Source organism: Phyllobacterium myrsinacearum, from assembly GCF_014138285.1.
In the GTDB taxonomy this organism is placed as follows: Bacteria; Pseudomonadota; Alphaproteobacteria; order Rhizobiales; family Rhizobiaceae; genus Phyllobacterium; species Phyllobacterium myrsinacearum_A.
This window is the reverse complement of the sequence record NZ_JACGXN010000001.1, coordinates 83,465-103,017: the sequence shown is the minus strand read 5'-3', so window position 1 is coordinate 103,017 and position 19,553 is coordinate 83,465. Positions and strand designations below refer to the sequence as shown.

Sequence of the window (19,553 nt, the reverse complement as noted above, 5' to 3'; positions counted from 1 at the left end):
TTTCAGGCGGCTGTGACAGCCGCCTTCTTGCGTCCGGGCAACGTCATCGCCGCGACACCGGCAATCACACAGATCAAGCCGATCCATGCGGTCGAGGTCAGGCTTTCGCCGAGAAACAGCACGCCAATACCGACACCGATCGGCACACGCAGATATGCCTGTGATGTCGTTCCCACCGTACCCAGCGTGTGAATGAGCCGGAAATAGATCACGAAGGCGAGGGCGGTGGAAAAGACGGCAAGTCCGAGCAGCGCCAACAGCGAGTGGTTGGAGGGTGCCAGCGTCCATGGCTGGTCGACCACAAGGCTGACCGGAATGAGAATGACGGCGCCGCAAATCAGCGAACCTGCAGCGGGCATCATCGGATCGAGACCTTTGAAACCCTTGCCGAAGATTGCCGCAGCCGCATAGGAAATCGTCGCGACGACGATGGCAATTTGCGCCACCAGCTCCTTGCCGAGACCATTGAATGCTTCAAGCCCGATAATCAGGGAAATGCCGACTACTCCGGCTGCAACGCCGAAGACTTTTCGCGCCGTCACGGCCTCATGGCGCGTGATCAATACGGTCAGCAGAAAGGCGAAGATCGGCGTTGTCGAGTTGAGAATGGTGGCAAGACCCGCGTTCACGGTCAGCTCTGCCCAGGCGATCAAGGTGAATGGAAACACGCTGTTGATGCAGGCCTGAATGAGAAAGCGTTTCCAGATCGCCGGATCGCGCGGCAGGGAAAGACCGCGCAGTTTGATGATGACAAGCAGCAACCCGCCGGCGATCAATGTGCGGGCGGCGATGAAGGTGATTGGCGGTATCGTCTCCACTCCCACCTTGATGAAGGTGTAGGACGCACCCCAAAGCGTGGCAAGGACGGCGAGAAGTGCCAGTTCTTTGGCCAGGGACGGGGTTTGTACGGGAGTGTTAGACATCATTGCCTCGCATCAGCATGGTTTCAATGGGCCGATGCTAGTCAATTTAGCCGGAGCGATACTTCGACAGTCGCCGAAGTGTCGCATCGCCACCTGAACGTCTTATGCCTGATCAATGCAGGGCACAGCCCGGATTCGTTTGTTTTCGAACTTCAGGCAAAGCTCGCCATTGATCAGCTGCAGCGCCTTTTCACCGAAGACTTCGCGGCGCCAGCCCTGCAATGCCGCAATATCATCCGCATCGCCTTCTGCGGCAATCCGGTCGATTTCGTCTGAAGTGGCAACCACCTTGGCGGCAACGCCGTGTTCTTCCGTCACCAGACGCAACAGCACTTTCAGCAGTTCGGCGGCAGCACCGGCACCTTCCGGCGATTGCACGGATTTGGGCAGGCGTGGCATGTCTTCCTTCGGAAGGTCCAGCGCGATATTGACCGCATTCAGCAGGCCTGTCGCAATGCTGGAACGCTCCCAGCCCTTGGGGATGGTGCGGAGCCGGCCCATTGCTTCCGCATCACGCGGCTGCTGCTGGGCGATTTCGTAAATGGCGTCGTCCTTGAGAACACGGCCACGCGGCACATTGCGCTCACGCGCCTCCCGTTCGCGCCACGCGGCAACACTGCGCAGCACGGCAAGTTCCTGCGGTTTGCGCAGGCGCATCTTAAGACGCTTCCACGCATCGTCTGGATGCATGTCGTAGGTCTCGCGTGCCGTCAGCACTTTCATCTCGTCAAGAACCCAGTCCGTGCGCCCTTCTTCCTCGAGCTTTTTGTTGAGGTAGAGGTAAATGTCGCGCAGATGGGTCACGTCGGCCAGCGCATAGTCGAGCTGTTTGTCCGAAAGCGGACGTCGCCGCCAGTCGGTGAAGCGCGAGGATTTGTCGATCTGCGCGCCGTTGACCCGCTGCACCAGCTGATCATAGGCAATGGCATCGCCGAAGCCGCAGACCATGGCCGCAACCTGCGTGTCAAAGACCGGATGGGGGATCAGATTGCCGAGATGGAAAATAATCTCGATATCCTGCCGCGCCGCATGGAAAACCTTGACGATGGTTTCATCGGCCATCAGCCGGAAAAACGGTGCCAGATCGAGACCCGGCGCGAGGGCATCGACAATGGCGGTGTGATCAGGAGACGCCAGCTGGATAACGCAAAGTTCCGGCCAGAACGTGGTCTCCCGGATGAACTCCGTATCGACTGTTACGAAATCGGATTGCGAAAGGGCGGCTACAGCCTGGTCAAGCTGATCTGTGGTTGTAATCATGGTCATGAATTTTCTATAGCGAATGGAAATGCATTTGTCTCGTCTGTCCGAGTTTCTTCGCCGCTTGTCGCGTCTATATGGTTGATACGCTTACAAATCCCGTCTCCGGTAATTCGCAATCTTGACAAATCGCCGTCAAAATGCGCTTGTCCGCGCAAATTCCAGATCATGGCCGGGGCTCTCTTCACACCTTCCGGCAACAAGCATCAAGCATCTCAGAGGCACATATCATGCACCGTTACCGCAGCCATACCTGCGCCGCCCTGCGGAAATCCGACGTTGGTTCGACAGTTCGTCTTTCCGGCTGGGTTCATCGCGTCCGCGATCATGGCGGCATTCTCTTCATCGACATCCGCGATCATTACGGTCTGACCCAGATCGTCGCCAGCCCCGACTCGCCCGCTTTCAAGCTGGCCGAGACCGTGCGCGGCGAATGGGTTATCCGCGTGGATGGTGAAGTGAAGGCCCGCACGGACGATACGGTCAATCCAAACATGCCAACGGGCGAGATCGAAGTGTTTGCCCGCGAGATCGAAATCCTGTCGGCCGCCAAGGAACTGCCGCTGCCGGTGTTCGGCGAACTGGATTATCCGGAAGACATTCGCCTGAAGTACCGCTTCCTCGATCTGCGCCGCGATACGCTGCATAAGAACATCATGTCGCGTACCAAGATCATCGCTGCCATGCGCCGCCGCATGACTGACATTGGCTTCACCGAGTTCTCGACACCCATTCTGACGGCGTCGTCGCCGGAAGGTGCGCGCGATTTCCTCGTGCCAAGCCGCATTCATCCGGGCAAGTTCTACGCGTTGCCGCAGGCGCCGCAGCAGTACAAGCAGCTGATCATGATGTCCGGTTTCGACCGTTACTTCCAGATCGCCCCCTGTTTCCGCGACGAAGACCCGCGCGCCGACCGTCTGCCGGGTGAATTCTATCAGCTCGACGTCGAAATGAGCTTTGTCGAACAGGAAGATGTTCTGACGACGATGGAGCCCGTCCTGCGCGGCGTGTTCGAGGAATTTGCCGAAGGCAAGCCGGTCACACAGCAGTTCCCGCGCATCGCCTATGACGATGCCATGCGCAAATACGGCTCGGACAAGCCTGATCTGCGCAACCCGATCGAGATGCAGGCTGTCACCGGGCATTTTGCTGGTTCCGGCTTCAAGGTCTTTGCCAACATGATCGCCAACGATCCGAAGGTCGAAATCTGGGCCATACCGGCTAAGACTGGCGGGTCGCGTGCATTCTGTGACCGCATGAACTCCTGGGCGCAGGGCGAAGGCCAGCCGGGCCTTGGCTACATCTTCTGGCGCAAGGAAGGCGAGGCGCTTGAGGGCGCTGGCCCGCTTGCCAAGAACATCGGACCGGAACGGACCGAAGCGCTGCGCGTGCAGCTCGGACTTGATGATGGCGACGCGGCTTTCTTCGTTGCGGGCGATCCGAAGAAATTCGTCTCGTTTGCCGGTGCTGCCCGTACCCGTGCAGGCGAAGAGTTGAACCTTGTCGACCGCGACCAGTTCAAGTTGTGCTGGATTGTTGACTTCCCATTCTTCGAGTGGCTGGAAGACGAGAAGAAGATCGACTTTGCTCACAACCCGTTCTCCATGCCGCAGGGTGGTATCGAGGCGCTGGAAAACCAGGATCCTCTGACCATCAAGGCATTCCAGTACGATCTGGTCTGCAACGGCTTCGAGATTTCCTCGGGCGGTATCCGCAACCACCTGCCGGAAACCATGGTGAAGGCATTCGAGGCTGTCGGTCATTCGCGTGAAACCGTGGAAGAGCGTTTTGGCGGTCTCTATCGTGCGTTCCAGTACGGCGCGCCGCCCCATGGCGGCATGGCAGCCGGTATTGACCGCATTGTGATGTTGCTCGTGGGCGCCAAGAACCTGCGCGAGATCACCATGTTCCCGATGAACCAGCAGGCCTATGATCTGCTGATGAGTGCGCCGTCGGACGTATCGCCAGCGCAGCTGCGCGATCTCAACATCCGTCTCGCACCCATCAAGAAAGAGGATTAAAAACTCTTTCTAACCGACTCTGGATAAACAAAAAGCCCGGCATCGCTGCCGGGCTTTTTGTTTACTGTGTACGCCCGCTTACTGGTTGGCGTTAACGGTGACGCCGAGCGTCTTGATCAGCGACTTCGGATCGGCCATGCCACCGGCAGCGATGATCGCAAACGGGACGGATTTTCCCGGAGCAGCCTTGATCTCGATGTTCTTCGGATCATCAAGGTAAGCACTCACGGCTGTTCCCAGAGCCTGCGCGAATTCGGCATTGCCGAGCTGTGCTGCCATCATCGGCAGGATCGCCTTGCCCTGATTAACCAGATCATCGCGCTTCATGCCCTGCTGCTTGGCAGCATAGTCGAGTGCCTTGTTGGTAACCGATCCATCGTCAAAGCGGATCGACGCTCCTGTGAAGCTGAGCTGTTGCATCAGGCCGAGCATGGCCATGCCCTGAGCCTCATCCGTCTTGCCTTCGCCCTTCTTGACGGCATCCTTCAATCCGTTGAGGAAGTCGAGCGTATAGCCGGAAATATCAAACTTGAGCCCAAGCGTACCAACCTGGTCTGCAATGAAATCGAACTTGTCGATATTGAAACGTCCGTCCGGAATATTCCACGAGCCGTTGAAGTCGATCTTGCCCGAAACGGTTTCGTAGCCCAATGCCTTCAGCGCATCCTTGGTCTTCGGGTCTTCCACGCCGGACAGGTCCGCCTTGAAGCTTTCAAGGTTGGATGTGAAGACAACCGGTGCTGAGGCGGTCAGTGGTGAAACGGTAAAGGACAGGTTTTCAGCTGTGAAAACGTCTTTGCCCTTGGCGTTGATATTCAGATGTTTGAGTCCACCTTTTTCGCACTGCATCAATTTCGCCAAAGGGTCGGTAACACCTTCGGCCGGAAGAGTAATGCCTTCGAGCTTGATGCCTTCGACGACGATCTTGCTGTCGGCTTCGCCTTCAGGGCTGAAGTTAACGTCAGGTACACCGAGTGAGCCGATCTTGAAGCCACCGTCGGAGGCGTCGCTTACATCATTCAAAGTCACGTCACCGATGCTGACGCTTTTCTTCATTCCGGCTGAAGTGACCTTGGTATCCTTGATAATGACCGTTGAACCGTTGGTCTCCACATTCGAATATTCGAGTGTGTTGCCCTGTTCGCCATAGGCAGACTTCAGGCGGGCAGCAACGGCATTGCCATCAACCGCATAGGCTGAACCGGCAAAGACAACGACAAGAGCGGTGGTCGCAGCCATAAGGCGCAAGCCGGATTTCAGAGAGTGGTTTGAAGGCATTGTTTGATCCTCGTTAACAACAATATTTGTACCTATTGCATGATGAGCGGCAAAACTGTGACAGACGCCAGTCAAAGCGCAATAACGGCAATTCGGGCGGTAGAAAGTCAGATTTGGGATGCGGAAGCAAGCCCTGCTCATTTTTTGCTCATTACAAAGCGCAACAGGCTGTGATCTCAACGAATCATTGCTTGCCCGGGAATCAGCGAATTGGTAACCCATTGACATGGGAAAAAGCCTGATTCCGCCAGACAGTGGCGACGATAATGTTGAACCGGTTGATTTGAAGGCCGCGCTGGAACAGCGCTATCTGGCCTACGCACTTTCGACGATTACAAACCGTGCCTTGCCTGACGTACGCGACGGTCTGAAACCCGTCCACCGCAGAATCATGCATGCGATGCGTCTGTTGCGGCTCTCGCCTGACCAGTCCTATGCGAAATGCGCCCGTATCGTCGGCGAGGTGATGGGTAAATTCCATCCGCATGGCGACCAGTCCATCTATGACGCGCTGGTACGCCTGTCGCAGGATTTCGCCGTGCGTTATCCGGTTGTCGACGGGCAGGGCAATTTTGGCAATATTGACGGCGATAATCCGGCAGCCATGCGTTACACCGAAGCGCGGATGACAGATGTCGCCATGCTGCTTCTCGAAGGCATCACCGAAGATGCTGTCGATTTTCGTCCAACCTACAATGACGAAGACGAAGAGCCGATCGTTCTTCCTGGCGCATTCCCGAACCTGCTCGCCAATGGCTCCTCCGGCATTGCCGTTGGCATGGCCACCTCGATCCCGCCGCACAATGTTTCGGAGCTCTGCGCCGCTGCCCTGCATCTGATCAAGCATCCCGATGCGACGGTGGAGGATCTCATATCGCTTGAAGAGGATCCGCAGGATCCGAGCAAGACCATGGTTCGCGGGCCGGATTTCCCGACCGGCGGCGTGCTTGTCGAAAGCGCCGATGCCATTCTGGAGGCCTACAAGACAGGGCGTGGCGGTTTCCGTCTGCGCGCCCGCTGGCAGGTCGAGGATCAGGGCCGGGGCACGTGGATCATCGTCATCACCGAGATTCCCTACCAGGTGCAGAAGTCGCGGCTGATCGAAAAGATCGCCGAGCTGCTGATCGCCAAGAAGTTGCCGCTGCTTGATGATGTTCGTGACGAATCCACCGAAGACGTGCGCATCGTGCTCGAACCAAAGAGCCGCAGCGTCAATCCTGATATACTGATGGAGTCCCTGTTCAAGCTTTCCGAGCTTGAAACGCGCTTCCCCCTCAACATGAACGTGCTGACCAACGGCAAGGTACCGAACGTCCTGTCGTTGCGCGATGTGCTCAAGCAATGGCTGGAACACCGCAAGGACGTTCTTATCCGCCGTTCGCGTCACCGTCTGGCCGAGATCGAGCGCCGTCTGGAAATTCTGGGCGGTTTCCTGATCGCCTATCTCAATCTGGACGAGGTGATCCGCATCATCCGCGAAGAGGATGAGCCAAAGCAGGAAATGATGGCGCGCTTCGGGCTGTCCGATGTGCAGGCGGAAGCCGTGCTCAATATGCGCCTGCGTTCACTGCGCAAGCTTGAGGAATTCGAGATTCGCAAGGAATTTGAGGGCCTGACCGCTGAAAAGGGCGAAATCGAGCAGTTGCTGGGTTCCGATGCCAAGCAGTGGCAGACCATTTCCTGGCAGATCGCCGAAATGCAGAAGAAATACGCGGCCGACACGCCGCTTGGCAAGCGTCGCACAACCTTTGCCGATGCGCCGCAGCATGACCTGACCGACATTCACCACGCCATGATCGAGAAGGAGCCGGTCACGGTTGTCGTCTCGGAAAAGGGCTGGCTGCGCGCCATGAAGGGGCATCTGCCTGACTTCTCCGCCCTGACCTTCAAGGAGGGCGACAAGCTCAAGCTGGCGTTTCATGCCGAGACCACGGACCGGATTCTCATCCTGACCACCGGCGGCAAGTTCTATACCATCGGTGCCAACAGCCTGCCGGGCGGGCGCGGTCATGGCGAACCTATCCGCATCATCGTGGATATGGAGAACGATCAGGATATCGTCACAGCCTTCGTCCACAATCCCGGACGCCAGCTGCTCCTGTCATCCCATGACGGCAACGGCTTCCTCGTGCCCGAGGTGGACGTGATGGCCAACACCCGCAAGGGCAGGCAGGTGATGAACGTCAAGGCACCGGATGAGGCGCGCCATTGCGTTCCCGTGACGGGTGACAGCGTCGCCATTGTCGGCGAGAACCGCAAGATGCTTGTCTTCCCTCTATCGGAAATCCCTGAACTGGGCCGTGGCAAGGGCGTCCGGCTGCAGCGCTACAAGGATGGCGGCGTCTCCGACATCCGCGTCTTTGCCATGGAGCAGGGGCTGACGTGGCAGGATGCGGCGGATCGCACGTTCACGCGCAGCAAGGAAGACCTGGTCGAATGGATCGGGCCGCGCGCTTCCGCTGGCCGCATGGTGCCGAAGGGTTTCCCGCGCTCGGGCAAGTTTTCCTGACAGGAAATTTACTGGTTGACCAAAAATAAAACGAGAACGATCATTCTCGTATTGACCAGTATTGTGTTTCGCTATAATTGAGAACGAACATTCGCTCTTTTTTTGTGGTGATGCATGGTCGACAATATTCTGCCAAAACAATCGAAGCTTCTGACCGATGACAAATCGGACAGCACCTGCGGTTGTTTTGTCACCAAACTGTTCAGCAAGCGCGCCCAGAACCGCGAAGTGCAGGAAGCCCGCATCCTTGAAGCGGCGACCAGCTGTTTTGTCCGTGCAGGTTTTCGCGGCGCGTCCATGAACGATATCTGCTCCGAGGCGGGCATGAGCCCCGGTGCCCTTTACCGCTACTTCCCATCGAAAGAATCCCTGATCGAAGCCATTGTTGCGGGTCACCGCAAGGCAAGCGCCGAAATTCTCGATCGTATGAGCGGGTACGGCAATATCATCGATGCACTTGTGATGGTGGGTCTCGATCACGTTCGCCAGAAATCGGCAAACGGCGTTGATGATGCCAGCGCGCGGCTTTTTGCCGAAGTGAGAGCAGAAGCCATTCGCAATGAAGCTGTTGCTGCCCAGTGCGAGCTTTATGAAGGACAGATGCGCGAGAAGCTTCTGTCAGCCATTGGTGCGGCCAAGGCAAGAGGCGAGATCGATCCCGTCGGTGACCTCGAGCTCGTCGCGGCAACCCTTGCTGCCATGGGCGAGGGCGTCATCATGCGGAATTTTCCGGCACAGGGTGTTCCTGTCGAGGCGTTGGAGCCCATGTTCCGCGCACTCGCCGTGGCCATACTGCGCCCAGCATCAGCATAAATTACTGACATACCGATCCAGCAAATACCTCTTTTTGATCAGGTTTTCCGATGCGCAACAGCCGCAATAAAGTTCTGGTACCTTTCGCCCTGGCCCTTGGCCTGTCTTCCATGCTGGCCTCCGGCGCACGCGCCGAAGACAAGGCACCGCAGGCCGTCAAGCCGCCTGTCATCAACGTCATTCCCGCAGCCGATGCCGAGATGGTTGCAAGCATCACGGTCACAGGTACGATTGTGCCCCGGCAGGAAGTCGCCGTCGGCACGGATGTGGCCGGGCTGATCGTGCTGGAACTCGGTGCGGATCAGGGCGACACGGTGAAGGAAGGCGATATCATCGCCCGTCTCGACAAGTCGTCGCTGGAAATCCAGCTGGCCCAGATCGAAGCCCAGCGCGCGCAGGCCGAAGCGTCAATCGCTCAATCGGAAGCGCAGATTGTCGATGCGCAGATCGCCGTTCGTCAGGCACAGGAAGCACTGGATCGTGCCCGCGCCCTGTCCGCCAAAGGCATCACCTCCAAAGCCGATTTCGACAATGCCACAAATGCCCATGACAGCGCCAATGCGCGGCTCAACACCTCCCGGCAGGCACTGGTTGCCAGTCAGTCACAATTGCAACTGGTGGCTGCACAAAAGCGGGATATTCTCTTGCGGATTGAAAAGGCTGACGTGAAGGCACCCACGGACGGTGTGGTGCTCAGCCGCAATGCGTTGCTGGGCGGCATTGTGTCGATGAATGCTGGACCGCTGTTCCGCATCGCCCGTGATAATGAATTCGAACTTTCCGCCAACATTCCGGAAGTCGACCTGCCGCGTCTCAAGCCTGACATGCCGGTATCGGTGCGTGTTTCCGGGATGGAACAGCCGGTTGCGGGCCGTGTCCGGTTGATTTCGCCTGAGATCACCGCAAGTTCGCGTCTGGGCGCCGTGAAGATTTCGCTCGAGCACAATGATGCGATACGACCCGGCAACTTTGCCCGTGCTGTTATCGAACTGACCCGGCGCAATGGCGTCAGTGTTCCGCTCTCCGCCATCGTCTATCGCGGCCCGACCGCACTTGTGCAGGTGGTCAAGGATGGCGTTGTCGACACCCGCAAGGTCACGCTCGGCATCCGCAATGACCGGGCGGTCGAGGTGCTGGACGGGCTGGCAGACGGAGAAGACGTGGTGGCGCGTGCCGGCACTTTCGTCGCCAATGGTGACCGTGTGACGCCCGTGCGCGTCGCCGAGGAAACGACGGGGGCAGTCAAATGAACTGGAACATTTCCGCCTGGTCGATCCGTAATCCTGTCCCTTCGATCCTGCTCTTTGTCGTGCTGGTCGTGCTTGGCTTGATGAGCTTTTCCAAGCTGCCGATTACCCGCTTTCCCAATATCGACGTGCCGCTGATTTCGGTGGCCGTCACTGATCCCGGTGTTGCGCCAAGCGAACTTGAAACGCAGATCGCCAAGCGGGTCGAGGACTCCGTCGCCAATATCACCGGCGTCAAGAACGTCATCACCACGCTGACCGAAGGCAGTTCGACAACGCTCGTCGAATTCCGCCTGGAAGTTGACACGCAGAAGGCGCTCAATGATGTCAAGGATGCGGTGACACGCATTCGCAGCGATCTGCCTGCAACCATCAAGGAGCCTATCGTCAGTTCGGTGGATGTCGAAGGGTCGGCGATCCTGACCTATGCGGTATCAGCGCCAACCATGACGTCCGAAGAACTCTCCTGGTTCGTCGATGACAAGATCCTGCGCGATATTCAGGGGGTGAAGGGCGTTGGCCGTGTCGAACGTTATGGCGGGGTGACGCGTGAAATCCGCGTCTCGCTTGACCCGGACCGGCTGACGGCGCTTGGTGTGACGGCCGCTGACGTCAATCGTGCCCTGAAATCCATGAATGCCGATCTGACCGGCGGGCGCGGCGACCTTGGCAGCACGCAGCAGACCATCCGCACCCTTGGCGCCTCGCGCACGCTGGACGACCTGCGCAGCGTCGAAATCCCGCTTGCTGGTGGCCGTTCCGTCCGCCTTGATGCCATAGGCACGGTGACAGACTCGTTTCAGGAACCGAAATCCTTCGCCCGTGTGAACAACCAGACCGTAGTCTCGGTTGGTGTGTTCCGCGCCAAGGGCGCCAGCGATGCCGACGTGTTCAAGCGCGTTCAGGACCGCATGGACCTGTTGAAGCAGAAATATCCCGATGCGCGGTTCAGCATCATCGACAACGCTGTAACCTATACCTATGGCAACTACGAAGCGGCCATGAGTTCGCTTGTCGAAGGTGCGCTTCTGTCGATTGTCGTTGTCTTCCTGTTCCTGCGCAACATACGTGCAACCCTGATTGCGGCGGTTGCGCTTCCGCTGTCGGCTATTCCGACCTTCTGGGCCATCGACATGCTCGGCTTCTCGCTGAATCTGATCAGCCTGCTCGGTATCACGCTGGTGACGGGCATTCTCGTCGACGATGCCATCGTGGAAATCGAAAACATTGTCCGGCATATGCGCTCCGGAAAATCGCCCTATCGCGCTTCGCTGGAAGCGGCAGATGAGATCGGACTTGCGGTTATCGCGATTTCGGTGACGATCATTGCCGTGTTTGCCCCTGTCAGCTTCATGAGCGGCATTGCCGGACAATATTTCAAACAGTTTGGCCTGACGGTGGCCGTGGCGGTGTTCTTCTCGCTGCTGGTGGCGCGCCTGATCACGCCGATGATGACCGCCTATCTCCTGCGTGACGGCAAGAACCTGCATCACGAGGAAAACAACGGCGGCTGGGTTGGCGCCTATACCCGTTTTCTTGGCGTGACATTGCGCTACCGCTGGTTGACCCTGATCAGCGGCGTGCTGCTGTTTGCGACAGCCATCTGGGCCATGGGGTTTTTGCCTTCCGGTTTTGTACCGCCGCAGGACGAAGCGCGCGTTGCAGTCAATCTCGAATTGACACCGGGCTCGCCGATCGACGAAACCCGCCGCGTGACTGACGAGGCTGCAACGCGCGTTCGGGAAATTCCCGAGGTGCAACAGACCTATGTCGTCGGCGGATCGTCGCCGAAGGGGGAAGTGGATACGCGGCGCGCGACGATGATTGTCAAGCTCAGCCACAAGAGCGAGCGCAGCCGGACCCAGAAGCAGATCGAGGTCGATATCTTCAACAAGCTGTCCGAAGTACCTGATCTGCGTGCCAATTTCGTCAATGATCGCGGCGAGCGCGAATTTGCGGTCGGTGTTATCGGCGCTGATGGCCAGAAGGTGAGCGAAGAGGCCCGGGCAATGCAGAGCGCCATGATGGCAACCGGCAGCTTTCAGGCGGTTTCCTCGAGTGCTGCGCTGGACCGCCCTGAGATTATCGTCACACCGCGCATGGACAAGCTGGCCGAGCTTGGCCTGTCCACGTCAGGTGTCTCCGATGCACTGCGGGTCGCAACGCTCGGGGATCTTGATGCCAATCTGGCCAAATACACGGTTGGTGACCGGCAAATTCCGATCCGGGTTCAGCTGACAGAGGAGTCGCGCCGCGACCTGACCGTACTGAATACGCTCACCGTTACGGCGCCATCCGGCGTTGTAGTGCCGCTGGCATCCATTGCCCAGGTCAGTTTCGGCCAGGGACCATCATCCATCGAACGCTTCAATCGCGAACGTCGTGTGGTTGTTGGTGCCAACATGGCCGGTGGCAAGGAGATCGGCGAGGGGCTGTCCATCGTCAAGGGATTGCCGCAGGTCAAATCCATGCCGGACGGTGTACGCATTCAGGAAACCGGCGACGCCGAAGTGATGGGCGAAGTTTTTGCGGGTTTCCGCGATGCCATGATCATGGGGTTGATGCTGGTGTTCGTGGTGCTGATCCTGCTCTTTGGCAGTATCTTCCATGCCTTCACCATCCTGATGTCTCTGCCGCTATCGATTGCCGGTGTTGCCGCGGCTTTGCTGCTCACCAACAATTCCGTGTCGATGGCCGTGGTTATCGGTATCCTTATGCTGATGGGTATCGTCACCAAGAACGCCATCATGCTGGTGGATTTTGCCATCGAAGAGGTCAAGCACGGCGTTCCGCGCAACGAGGCGATTATCGATGCCGGCCGCAAACGCGTTCGTCCGATTGTCATGACAACGATTGCCATGTCCGCGGGTATGATTCCAGCCGCGATGGCGTTCGGCGATGGCGGCGAGTTCCGCGCACCCATGGCTATTGCCGTGATTGGCGGTCTGCTGATCTCCACTGTCCTATCGCTGGTGTTCGTTCCATCGTTCTATACAATCATGGACGATCTCAGCCGCTGGATGGCCCGCGCGTTTCATTGGGGCTTCCGTCCCAATACGCCCGATGAAGCGGAAGGCCCGGCACGGCATGGCGTGCGCACTGTTCCTGCCTATCCCGCACCCGGCTTTGCCAGCGAGGCGGCGGAATAAGCCGATATCAGATTGGGTGGCGGATTTCCGCCATCCGGGACCGCCTGCGGGAACTGCGCATCTGCCAGATAGAATGAGAAACCAGTGCCGTGATGATGATGATCCCGCCCAGCAGGGTAGGATCGCTGGGACGCTCGGAAAAGACCAGCCAGACCCAGATCGGCGCCAGTACGGTTTCCAGAAGATAGAACATCGCCACTTCGGGCCCGGACAGGAACCGGGGCCCGGTCGCAAGGCAGGCGAAGGCGATTGTCGTGATCACCGCACCGTTGAAGATGATCCAGCCGGGGGCCGCGACGGAATATCCGTGCTGCGAAACCATGAAAGCCGCGACCGTCATCGGCAGGACGGTGCCGATGATCGCGGCAAAGCTCATATCCTTCTTCGAGGCGCGGGTTACCGTAATGGCCGACGCGAGGAAAAAGGTGGACATGAGTGCGATGATGTTGCCGAAGAGGTGTCCTGATGACAGGCCTTCGCGCACGATGATTCCGACACCGATCAGCATGAAGAACATGGCGACGAAGGTTGCGGTCTTTGGACGCTCCTTCAGGAAAATCCACGACAGGAGTGCGGCAAAAACCGTGTTGAATGCCAGAATGAAGACGAGGTTGGCCGTCGAAGTGTTGTAGACGGCAATCATGAAAAAGATCGAGCCCAGGCCGTAAAGCCCGGCTACCGCAAATCCGATGCGTCCCGGCAGGATTGTTTTGACCCGCCCGGTGGCAATGCTCCACACCGCCCAGATGATCAGGGCGCAGATGAAGGTGGTACCGCTACGCAGCAGCAGTGTCGACCAGGTTTCGCCCTGACCGAGGCGCAGAAGCGGAATATCGACGGAGAGTATCAGCCCGCCGATACCCGTGATGAGCAGGCCCTTGCGGTGATCAAGATGCGATTGGGACATTTCCTGTGGGCTTTCCAAGTCTTTTTATTGTTCTGAGCCACGAGCTTTAGCGGGAAGAACGATGTTATTCCAGGTGATGCCCGCATAATCAGTTTCAAATGGCAGAAGGCGCTGCAAATTTTCTATTCGCGCCTTTCCCAGCCTTTTGGTCCCAGATGTTCCTGCGGTTTGTAGCGGATCTTGTATTGCATCTTGCGCGAGCCTTCGACCCAATAGCCGAGATAGACATGCGGCAGTCCTGCAGCGGCGGCGCGCTGGATGTGATCGAGAATCATGAAGGTACCGAGCGAACGGTCCGCATAATCAGGATTGAAGAAGGAATAGACCATCGACAACCCATCGCCCATGATGTCGGTCAGCGCCACTGCGATCAGTTCGCCTTCACCCTTCTTGGTGATGAAGGAATCCGGTCCGCGGCGGCGATACTCGATGATCTGGGTGGGAACATGGGTATCCTCGACCATCATCGCGTAGTCGAGCACGGTCATCTCCGACATGCCGCCTTTGTTGTGGCGCGCATCAAGATAGCGGCGGAAGAGCGTGTACTGTTCGGTGGAGGGTTCGGCCTGATGGATATTGCCGATAAGGTCGCGGTTGCGGTTCCAGACGCGGCGCATGGATTTGTCCTGCTTGAACTCTCCCGCAAGAATGCGCACCGAAACGCAGGCCCGGCAATTTTCACAGGCCGGTCGATAGGCGATGTTCTGGGAACGGCGGAACCCGCCCTGGGTCAGGAGGTCGTTCAACTCGCTCGCTCGCCCGCCCACGAGATGGGTGAAAACCTTGCGCTCCAATTGCCCTTCCAGATACGGACAGGGCGAGGGTGCTGTCAGGAAGAACTGCGGTGATTGCTGCGGTTGATGCGTCATTCGTTATCCTGGACCAGTCTGCAACCCCTATAGAATCGTAAGACCCCCGAAAACGTCAATTCAATTATATTGTATTCAGTTGTGAATGTCGCGGGTTTCGCTGCAGTACCTGGCTAACAAGATTCAAACCTAGTTACGATTGTCGTCAAGATAGTAGCAAGGCGCTCCATTCCACGAATGGCTTGGTGTGTCGTCCCTGCCACCTTCTGTGCGGCCCCAGCGGCCATTGAACGAACGATAGTCATTGGAAAAATGCAAGGTCAGCAGACCAGAGCCATATTTGTCGGTCCAGACCATTGTGCGGACTGTTTCGGCGGTGAGATTCTTTTCCACCAGCGTTCCCATGACAAGGCCATCCGGCGCCTCGATCTGGTATGTACCCGAGATGCGGCCATCACGGTCCACATTGAGAATGGTCGTTATATCCTGATAATCGCCGTTTGAAATGACCTCGCCGCAATATCGCCCGGCGGGCGACGCGGCCGGGCTGCTGGCAATACCGAAACCATAGAAGAGGAACGCCATTGCGGCGAAGGCGGTGAGCCTGAGATGTGTCATGGACATGGCCGGCAAATGAAGAAGGCTCCCGCGTGGGAGCCCTCGGATTAATTATATGCGCGTACGACAACCGTACCAAGAAGAAGGTCATGCACCGTGCGTTTGCGGTCCAGAACGAATGTTGCAAGCAGGATCAGCGGTGTCAGCACCACGTTGAGGCCCCAGAACAACACCGTATGCACGATGGCAAACAGGCCGTCGACTTTCTGGCCGTCAAGACGTTCCAGCTTCAGACCCATCATCTGCATGCCCTTGGTCGCCTGACGTGGTCCGCCGAGTGTCGTCGCCACATAGGCGAGGGCGACGGCAGGGAACATGATGCCGTAGAGCATCCATCCAAGACCAAGCGTTGCAACACCGAGAACAGCGATGACGATCGCTACGGGGATGCAAAGGAAAAACACGATGACATAATCCATCAGGAACGCAAAAACACGGCTGGACCGCACGCCCTGATACATCCGCCAGTCATCCAGGCGGTTGGTGATTATTTCGCCGTCAAGCGCGCTCGTATTCATTTTGTTTCCCGTTTAAAACACACGGACACAGTGCCGTACTGCTGAACGTGGGAATTCTAGAATAGAAATTCAAGGAGATTTCTTGAAGCTTTGTGGTGCGTACGGAGCTGATGCAGTCTAAAGCCCGGCCTTCAGACGTTCGGCAACAAGAGGCGCGAAGTAGGTCAGAATACCGTCGCAGCCGGCGCGCTTGAACGCCAGCAGGGTTTCCATCATTACCCGTTCCTCGTCGATCCAGCCATTGGCACCGGCCGCCTTGATCATCGCGTACTCACCGGACACCTGATAGGCGAATGTCGGCACAGCAAAGGTTTCCTTGAGACGGTGGATGATGTCGAGATAGGGCAGGCCCGGCTTGACCATCAGCGAATCCGCACCCTCGGCCAGATCCTGTTCCGCCTCGCGGACGGCCTCATCCGTATTGGCCGGATCAATATAATAGGTCTTCTTGTCGCCTTTCAGACGCCCTGACGTGCCGATGGCTTCGCGATAGGGGCCATAAAACGCCGAGGCGAATTTCGTGGCATAGGCCATGATCGCCACATCCTGAAAGCCGTTCTGGTCCAGTGCCTCGCGGATGGCGCCGATGCGGCCATCCATCATGTCGGACGGCGCGATGATATCGGCACCGGCCGCCGCCTGCAGCACCGCGCCGCGGGTAATCTGGGCCACCGTTTCGTCATTGACGATGATGCCCTCACGCAAAATACCGTCGTGACCGTGGCTGGTGAACGGGTCCAGTGCCACATCGGTGATCATGCCGATCTCAGGCACGGCGTCCTTGATGGCGCGCGTGGCGCGATTGATCAGGTTGTCGGCGTCGAGAATGCCCGAACCGGTATCATCGCGCAGCGCCGGATCGATATTGGCAAAGGTTGCAATGGCGGGAATGCCGAGCTTTGCTGCCCGCTCCGCTTCGCGCACGGCCATATCCACAGAAAAACGCTGGACGCCCGGCATGGCCGCGATGTCCTCACGGCGGTTCGTTCCCTCGCACAGGAAGATCGGCCAGATCAGATCGTTGACCGTCAATTGGCTTTCCTGCACCAGACGACGTGACCAGTCGGCCTTGCGCATGCGGCGCAGGCGCCGGCTCTGCGTGATTTCATCGACGGACCTGCCGGTGCTGGCGTGGAAAGGGGAAACTTTGTTCATGATGACTGCCTTATCCGCATCGAACGGACTTTCTTCTGTTTTGTTTAAAAACAGTTTTAACAGGCTTCACCCTGCGGACCAAGACGCTTGCCGCAAGATGTGATCCATTGACGCGGTACGCCGGAGTTTCCTAACCTCACGACAATGAACGAGGAGGGGCGTATGGAAATTGATTTTGGCGGCGAAGGCGAGATCGCATTCGAAACCAAGGGGAAGGCCGGACTGGTGCGTCTGACGCGCCCAAAGGCTCTGAATGCGCTGACGCCCGTTATGATCAGGGCGCTGTCCCGCGCCTTGCATGCCTGGGCCATCGATCCCGATATTGCGTGTGTCATCGTTGAGGGCGAGGGCCGGGCCTTTTGTGCAGGTGGTGATATCCTTGCTGTTTATCATGCGGGGCGGGCGGGCAAACCACTCTATGACTTCTTTTATGATGAGTATCGGCTCAACGCATTCATCCGCCATTTTCCCAAGCCGTATATTTCGCTGATAGATGGCATTGTCATGGGCGGAGGTGTTGGCATTTCCGCGCACGGGTCGCACCGGATCGTCACGGAAAATGTCATGTTTGCCATGCCGGAGGTTGGTATCGGGTTCTTTCCCGATGTGGGTGGCAGTGCTTTCCTTCCGCATATGCCCGAACATTTCGGCACCTATCTGGCCCTGACCGGCAACCGTATCCGGCAGGGTGATTGCCTCCAGAGCGGCATTGCTACCCATGCGATCCGGGCGAAAGACAAGGAGGCAATACGCCGTGCTCTGATCAGGACCGGTGATCCCGAACAGGCTCTTCACGGGAAAACTATCAATCCGGACTATGAAACCAGCGAGAAAATACGCGATATGATTGGCGTTCTGTTCGATTCGCAAACGCTGGGCGGCTGTCTTATCCGCCTTGCCGCTGCTGGCGTGAACGGAAACGAGGATGCGCAGCGGGTTCTGGATATCGTCAGGACACGTTCTCCCACCAGCCTGCATGTGACGTTCAGGCAGATCGAAGAAGGACGTGATCTCGACATGGATCAATGCATGCAGATGGAATACCGGATTCTTTCGAGAATGCTGGAGAGCCATGATTTCTACGAGGGTATCCGCGCGCTTCTGATCGACAAGGACAACACTCCTGTCTGGCAACCTGCCACAATCGAGGATGTGACGACCGAAATGGTCGACGCTTATTTCGCACCGCTTGGCGAGCGGGAATTGCAGCTTACATGATTGAGAAGCCGACCCACCTGCCATTCGATTCGACCCTGGCCCAGACCGGCTTTGTCTGGCTGCTGCGGCTGGTCTCGCTTTATTGCCTCGTGGCGGGCGTTGGCTACTGGGTGCAGATCATGGGCTATTATGACGGCCTGCTCTGGCGCTTCGACCTGATGCCCTGGCAATGGAAGGTCGCGTCGGTGTCGCTGGCCATGCTTTTCCCGGTCGCTTCCATCGGATTGTGGATGATGGTTTCCTGGGGCCCGGTCATCTGGTTCGTTGCCGCAACAGGGGAGGCGCTGATGTTTACGGTCTTCTGGGAATATTTCTATTACCGGCCAGTGATTGCAGCCATCCATTGCTGCGTGGCTATCCTCTATATCGCCTTTCGTATCGTGCTTTTCCTGCAGAAGCGTCAGCAGGCCATGCCACAGCGGTAAGTCTTCATTAAGCCTGAAATTGCATCCATCGTGGTAAGGTACTGTTAAGTCTGAGTTTTAATTCGAATTTTATGCGTATTGGATAGTGTTGCCTCAACGGTGAGAAAAATACACCGAAACAACAGTGAGGCAGGTACTATGAACAACATACAGAGAAAGTCTGGCACGACCCCGCATGCAACCGTGAATGATACAGCATTGCGGACTCTTTATCTTGAAGCACTTCAGTTGGTCGAACGTCTGCATCGTCGTTTACTTGACGTCGTCAAAGATGAATTCGACCGCAACGGCCGCAGTGATATCAACGCCATCCAGGCATTGCTGCTTTTCAACATCGGCAATGCTGAATTGACCGCCGGGGAACTGCGCAGCCGCGGTTACTATCTCGGTTCGAATGTTTCCTACAATCTGAAGAAACTGGTCGAACTTGGCTTCATCTCCCACGAGCGTTCACGCACCGACCGTCGTTCGGTGCGCGTCAGCCTGACGGAGAAGGGCAATGAAGTAGCGGAACTCGTTGCGGGGCTTTATGAACGTCATGTGGCTTCGATCGAACATGTCGGCGGCATCAAGGCCGAGGAATTCCAGTCGATGAACAAGGCTTTGCAGCGTCTCGACCGCTTCTGGAATGATACGATCGCCTATCGCATGTAATCCTCGATACCAGTTGTCAAACAAAAGCCCGGCTTCGGACCACTAGCGG

The 19,553-nt window shown here is 57.4% G+C and carries 16 protein-coding genes; 8 read left to right on the top strand and 8 right to left on the bottom strand.

The genetic code is table 11. The features are described 5' to 3' along the window. Positions 1-2: 2 nt before the first annotated feature. Positions 3-923, bottom strand: coding sequence for a DMT family transporter (locus tag FHW16_RS00520; protein WP_182547229.1), 921 nt, complete (start codon positions 921-923; stop codon positions 3-5). Between the two features lie 102 nt (positions 924-1,025). Further along, on the bottom strand, positions 1,026-2,189 hold the full coding sequence (gene rnd, locus FHW16_RS00515) for a ribonuclease D (protein WP_182547228.1): 1,164 nt from the start codon (positions 2,187-2,189) through the stop codon (positions 1,026-1,028). 224 nt (positions 2,190-2,413) lie between these two features. Here rnd and aspS point away from each other — a divergent pair, with 224 nt between their 5' ends. After that, positions 2,414-4,204 carry an aspartate--tRNA ligase gene (aspS, locus tag FHW16_RS00510; protein WP_182547227.1) on the top strand — a complete coding sequence of 597 codons (1,791 nt, stop codon included), beginning with the start codon at positions 2,414-2,416 and terminating at the stop codon, positions 4,202-4,204. Between the two features lie 78 nt (positions 4,205-4,282). Here aspS and FHW16_RS00505 read toward each other — a convergent pair whose 3' ends face one another. Then, entirely contained in the window at positions 4,283-5,482 is a 1,200-nt protein-coding gene (locus FHW16_RS00505; protein WP_182547226.1) for a hypothetical protein, read from the bottom strand. Between the two features lie 226 nt (positions 5,483-5,708). Between FHW16_RS00505 and parC the strand changes: the two genes are divergently transcribed. The 4 genes from parC (at position 5,709) to FHW16_RS00485 (ending at position 13,200) form a co-directional block, all read left to right on the top strand. After that, positions 5,709-7,991, top strand: coding sequence for a DNA topoisomerase IV subunit A (gene parC / locus FHW16_RS00500; protein WP_182547225.1), 2,283 nt, complete (start codon positions 5,709-5,711; stop codon positions 7,989-7,991). Positions 7,992-8,105: 114 nt separating this feature from the next. Next, complete coding sequence (locus FHW16_RS00495; RefSeq protein ID WP_182547224.1) at positions 8,106-8,804, top strand: TetR/AcrR family transcriptional regulator; 699 nt, start codon at positions 8,106-8,108, stop codon at positions 8,802-8,804. 50 nt (positions 8,805-8,854) lie between these two features. Beyond that, the gene (locus tag FHW16_RS00490) at positions 8,855-10,054 is read left to right on the top strand and encodes an efflux RND transporter periplasmic adaptor subunit (protein ID WP_182547223.1); all 1,200 of its coding nucleotides are present in this window, start codon (positions 8,855-8,857) and stop codon (positions 10,052-10,054) included. Further along, positions 10,051-13,200: an efflux RND transporter permease subunit gene (locus FHW16_RS00485; RefSeq protein WP_182547222.1), complete on the top strand. Its 3,150-nt coding sequence runs from the start codon at positions 10,051-10,053 to the stop codon at positions 13,198-13,200. Before FHW16_RS00490 ends, FHW16_RS00485 begins: the two co-directional genes overlap by 4 nt. Before the next feature lie 7 nt (positions 13,201-13,207). On the opposite strand, the gene FHW16_RS00480 is transcribed toward FHW16_RS00485, so the two are convergent. The 5 genes from FHW16_RS00480 to hemB form a co-directional block, all read right to left on the bottom strand. After that, the gene (locus FHW16_RS00480) at positions 13,208-14,107 is read right to left on the bottom strand and encodes a DMT family transporter (RefSeq protein WP_182547221.1); all 900 of its coding nucleotides are present in this window, start codon (positions 14,105-14,107) and stop codon (positions 13,208-13,210) included. A 122-nt stretch (positions 14,108-14,229) separates the two neighbouring features. Beyond that, entirely contained in the window at positions 14,230-14,976 is a 747-nt protein-coding gene (locus FHW16_RS00475; protein WP_182547220.1) for an arginyltransferase, read from the bottom strand. A 129-nt stretch (positions 14,977-15,105) separates the two neighbouring features. Further along, complete coding sequence (locus FHW16_RS00470; protein WP_182547219.1) at positions 15,106-15,534, bottom strand: hypothetical protein; 429 nt, start codon at positions 15,532-15,534, stop codon at positions 15,106-15,108. A gap of 47 nt (positions 15,535-15,581) precedes the next feature. Next, entirely contained in the window at positions 15,582-16,052 is a 471-nt protein-coding gene (locus tag FHW16_RS00465) for an RDD family protein (protein WP_182547218.1), read from the bottom strand. A 117-nt stretch (positions 16,053-16,169) separates the two neighbouring features. Beyond that, a complete protein-coding gene (gene hemB / locus FHW16_RS00460; protein ID WP_210277998.1) occupies positions 16,170-17,207 on the bottom strand; it encodes a porphobilinogen synthase in 1,038 nt (345 codons plus the stop codon). Positions 17,208-17,369: 162 nt separating this feature from the next. Between hemB and FHW16_RS00455 the strand changes: the two genes are divergently transcribed. The 3 genes from FHW16_RS00455 to ldtR all read left to right on the top strand — a co-directional run bounded on the left by FHW16_RS00455 (position 17,370) and on the right by ldtR (position 19,504). Further along, positions 17,370-18,425, top strand: coding sequence for an enoyl-CoA hydratase/isomerase family protein (locus FHW16_RS00455; RefSeq protein ID WP_182547217.1), 1,056 nt, complete (start codon positions 17,370-17,372; stop codon positions 18,423-18,425). Then, positions 18,422-18,850: a DUF6163 family protein gene (locus FHW16_RS00450; protein ID WP_182547216.1), complete on the top strand. Its 429-nt coding sequence runs from the start codon at positions 18,422-18,424 to the stop codon at positions 18,848-18,850. Before FHW16_RS00455 ends, FHW16_RS00450 begins: the two co-directional genes overlap by 4 nt. 138 nt (positions 18,851-18,988) lie before the next feature. Next, positions 18,989-19,504, top strand: a complete 516-nt coding sequence (gene ldtR / locus FHW16_RS00445; protein ID WP_182547215.1) for a transcriptional regulator LdtR — start codon at positions 18,989-18,991, stop codon at positions 19,502-19,504. Positions 19,505-19,553: the final 49 nt, after the last annotated feature.

Excerpts from the sequence above, each read along its gene's own strand:
- FHW16_RS00520 (WP_182547229.1), bottom strand. The coding sequence starts at position 923 with ATGTCTAACACTCCCGTACAAACCCCGTCCCTGGCCAAAGAACTGGCA.
- ldtR (WP_182547215.1), top strand. The coding sequence starts at position 18,989 with ATGAACAACATACAGAGAAAGTCTGGCACGACCCCGCATGCAACCGTG.
- FHW16_RS00480 (WP_182547221.1), bottom strand. The coding sequence starts at position 14,107 with ATGTCCCAATCGCATCTTGATCACCGCAAGGGCCTGCTCATCACGGGT.
- FHW16_RS00485 (WP_182547222.1), top strand. The coding sequence starts at position 10,051 with ATGAACTGGAACATTTCCGCCTGGTCGATCCGTAATCCTGTCCCTTCG.
- rnd (WP_182547228.1), bottom strand. The coding sequence starts at position 2,189 with ATGACCATGATTACAACCACAGATCAGCTTGACCAGGCTGTAGCCGCC.
- FHW16_RS00475 (WP_182547220.1), bottom strand. The coding sequence starts at position 14,976 with ATGACGCATCAACCGCAGCAATCACCGCAGTTCTTCCTGACAGCACCC.
- hemB (WP_210277998.1), bottom strand. The coding sequence starts at position 17,207 with ATGAACAAAGTTTCCCCTTTCCACGCCAGCACCGGCAGGTCCGTCGAT.
- FHW16_RS00470 (WP_182547219.1), bottom strand. The coding sequence starts at position 15,534 with ATGACACATCTCAGGCTCACCGCCTTCGCCGCAATGGCGTTCCTCTTC.
- FHW16_RS00495 (WP_182547224.1), top strand. The coding sequence starts at position 8,106 with ATGGTCGACAATATTCTGCCAAAACAATCGAAGCTTCTGACCGATGAC.
- aspS (WP_182547227.1), top strand. The coding sequence starts at position 2,414 with ATGCACCGTTACCGCAGCCATACCTGCGCCGCCCTGCGGAAATCCGAC.
- FHW16_RS00450 (WP_182547216.1), top strand. The coding sequence starts at position 18,422 with ATGATTGAGAAGCCGACCCACCTGCCATTCGATTCGACCCTGGCCCAG.
- parC (WP_182547225.1), top strand. The coding sequence starts at position 5,709 with ATGGGAAAAAGCCTGATTCCGCCAGACAGTGGCGACGATAATGTTGAA.
- FHW16_RS00505 (WP_182547226.1), bottom strand. The coding sequence starts at position 5,482 with ATGCCTTCAAACCACTCTCTGAAATCCGGCTTGCGCCTTATGGCTGCG.
- FHW16_RS00455 (WP_182547217.1), top strand. The coding sequence starts at position 17,370 with ATGGAAATTGATTTTGGCGGCGAAGGCGAGATCGCATTCGAAACCAAG.
- FHW16_RS00465 (WP_182547218.1), bottom strand. The coding sequence starts at position 16,052 with ATGAATACGAGCGCGCTTGACGGCGAAATAATCACCAACCGCCTGGAT.
- FHW16_RS00490 (WP_182547223.1), top strand. The coding sequence starts at position 8,855 with ATGCGCAACAGCCGCAATAAAGTTCTGGTACCTTTCGCCCTGGCCCTT.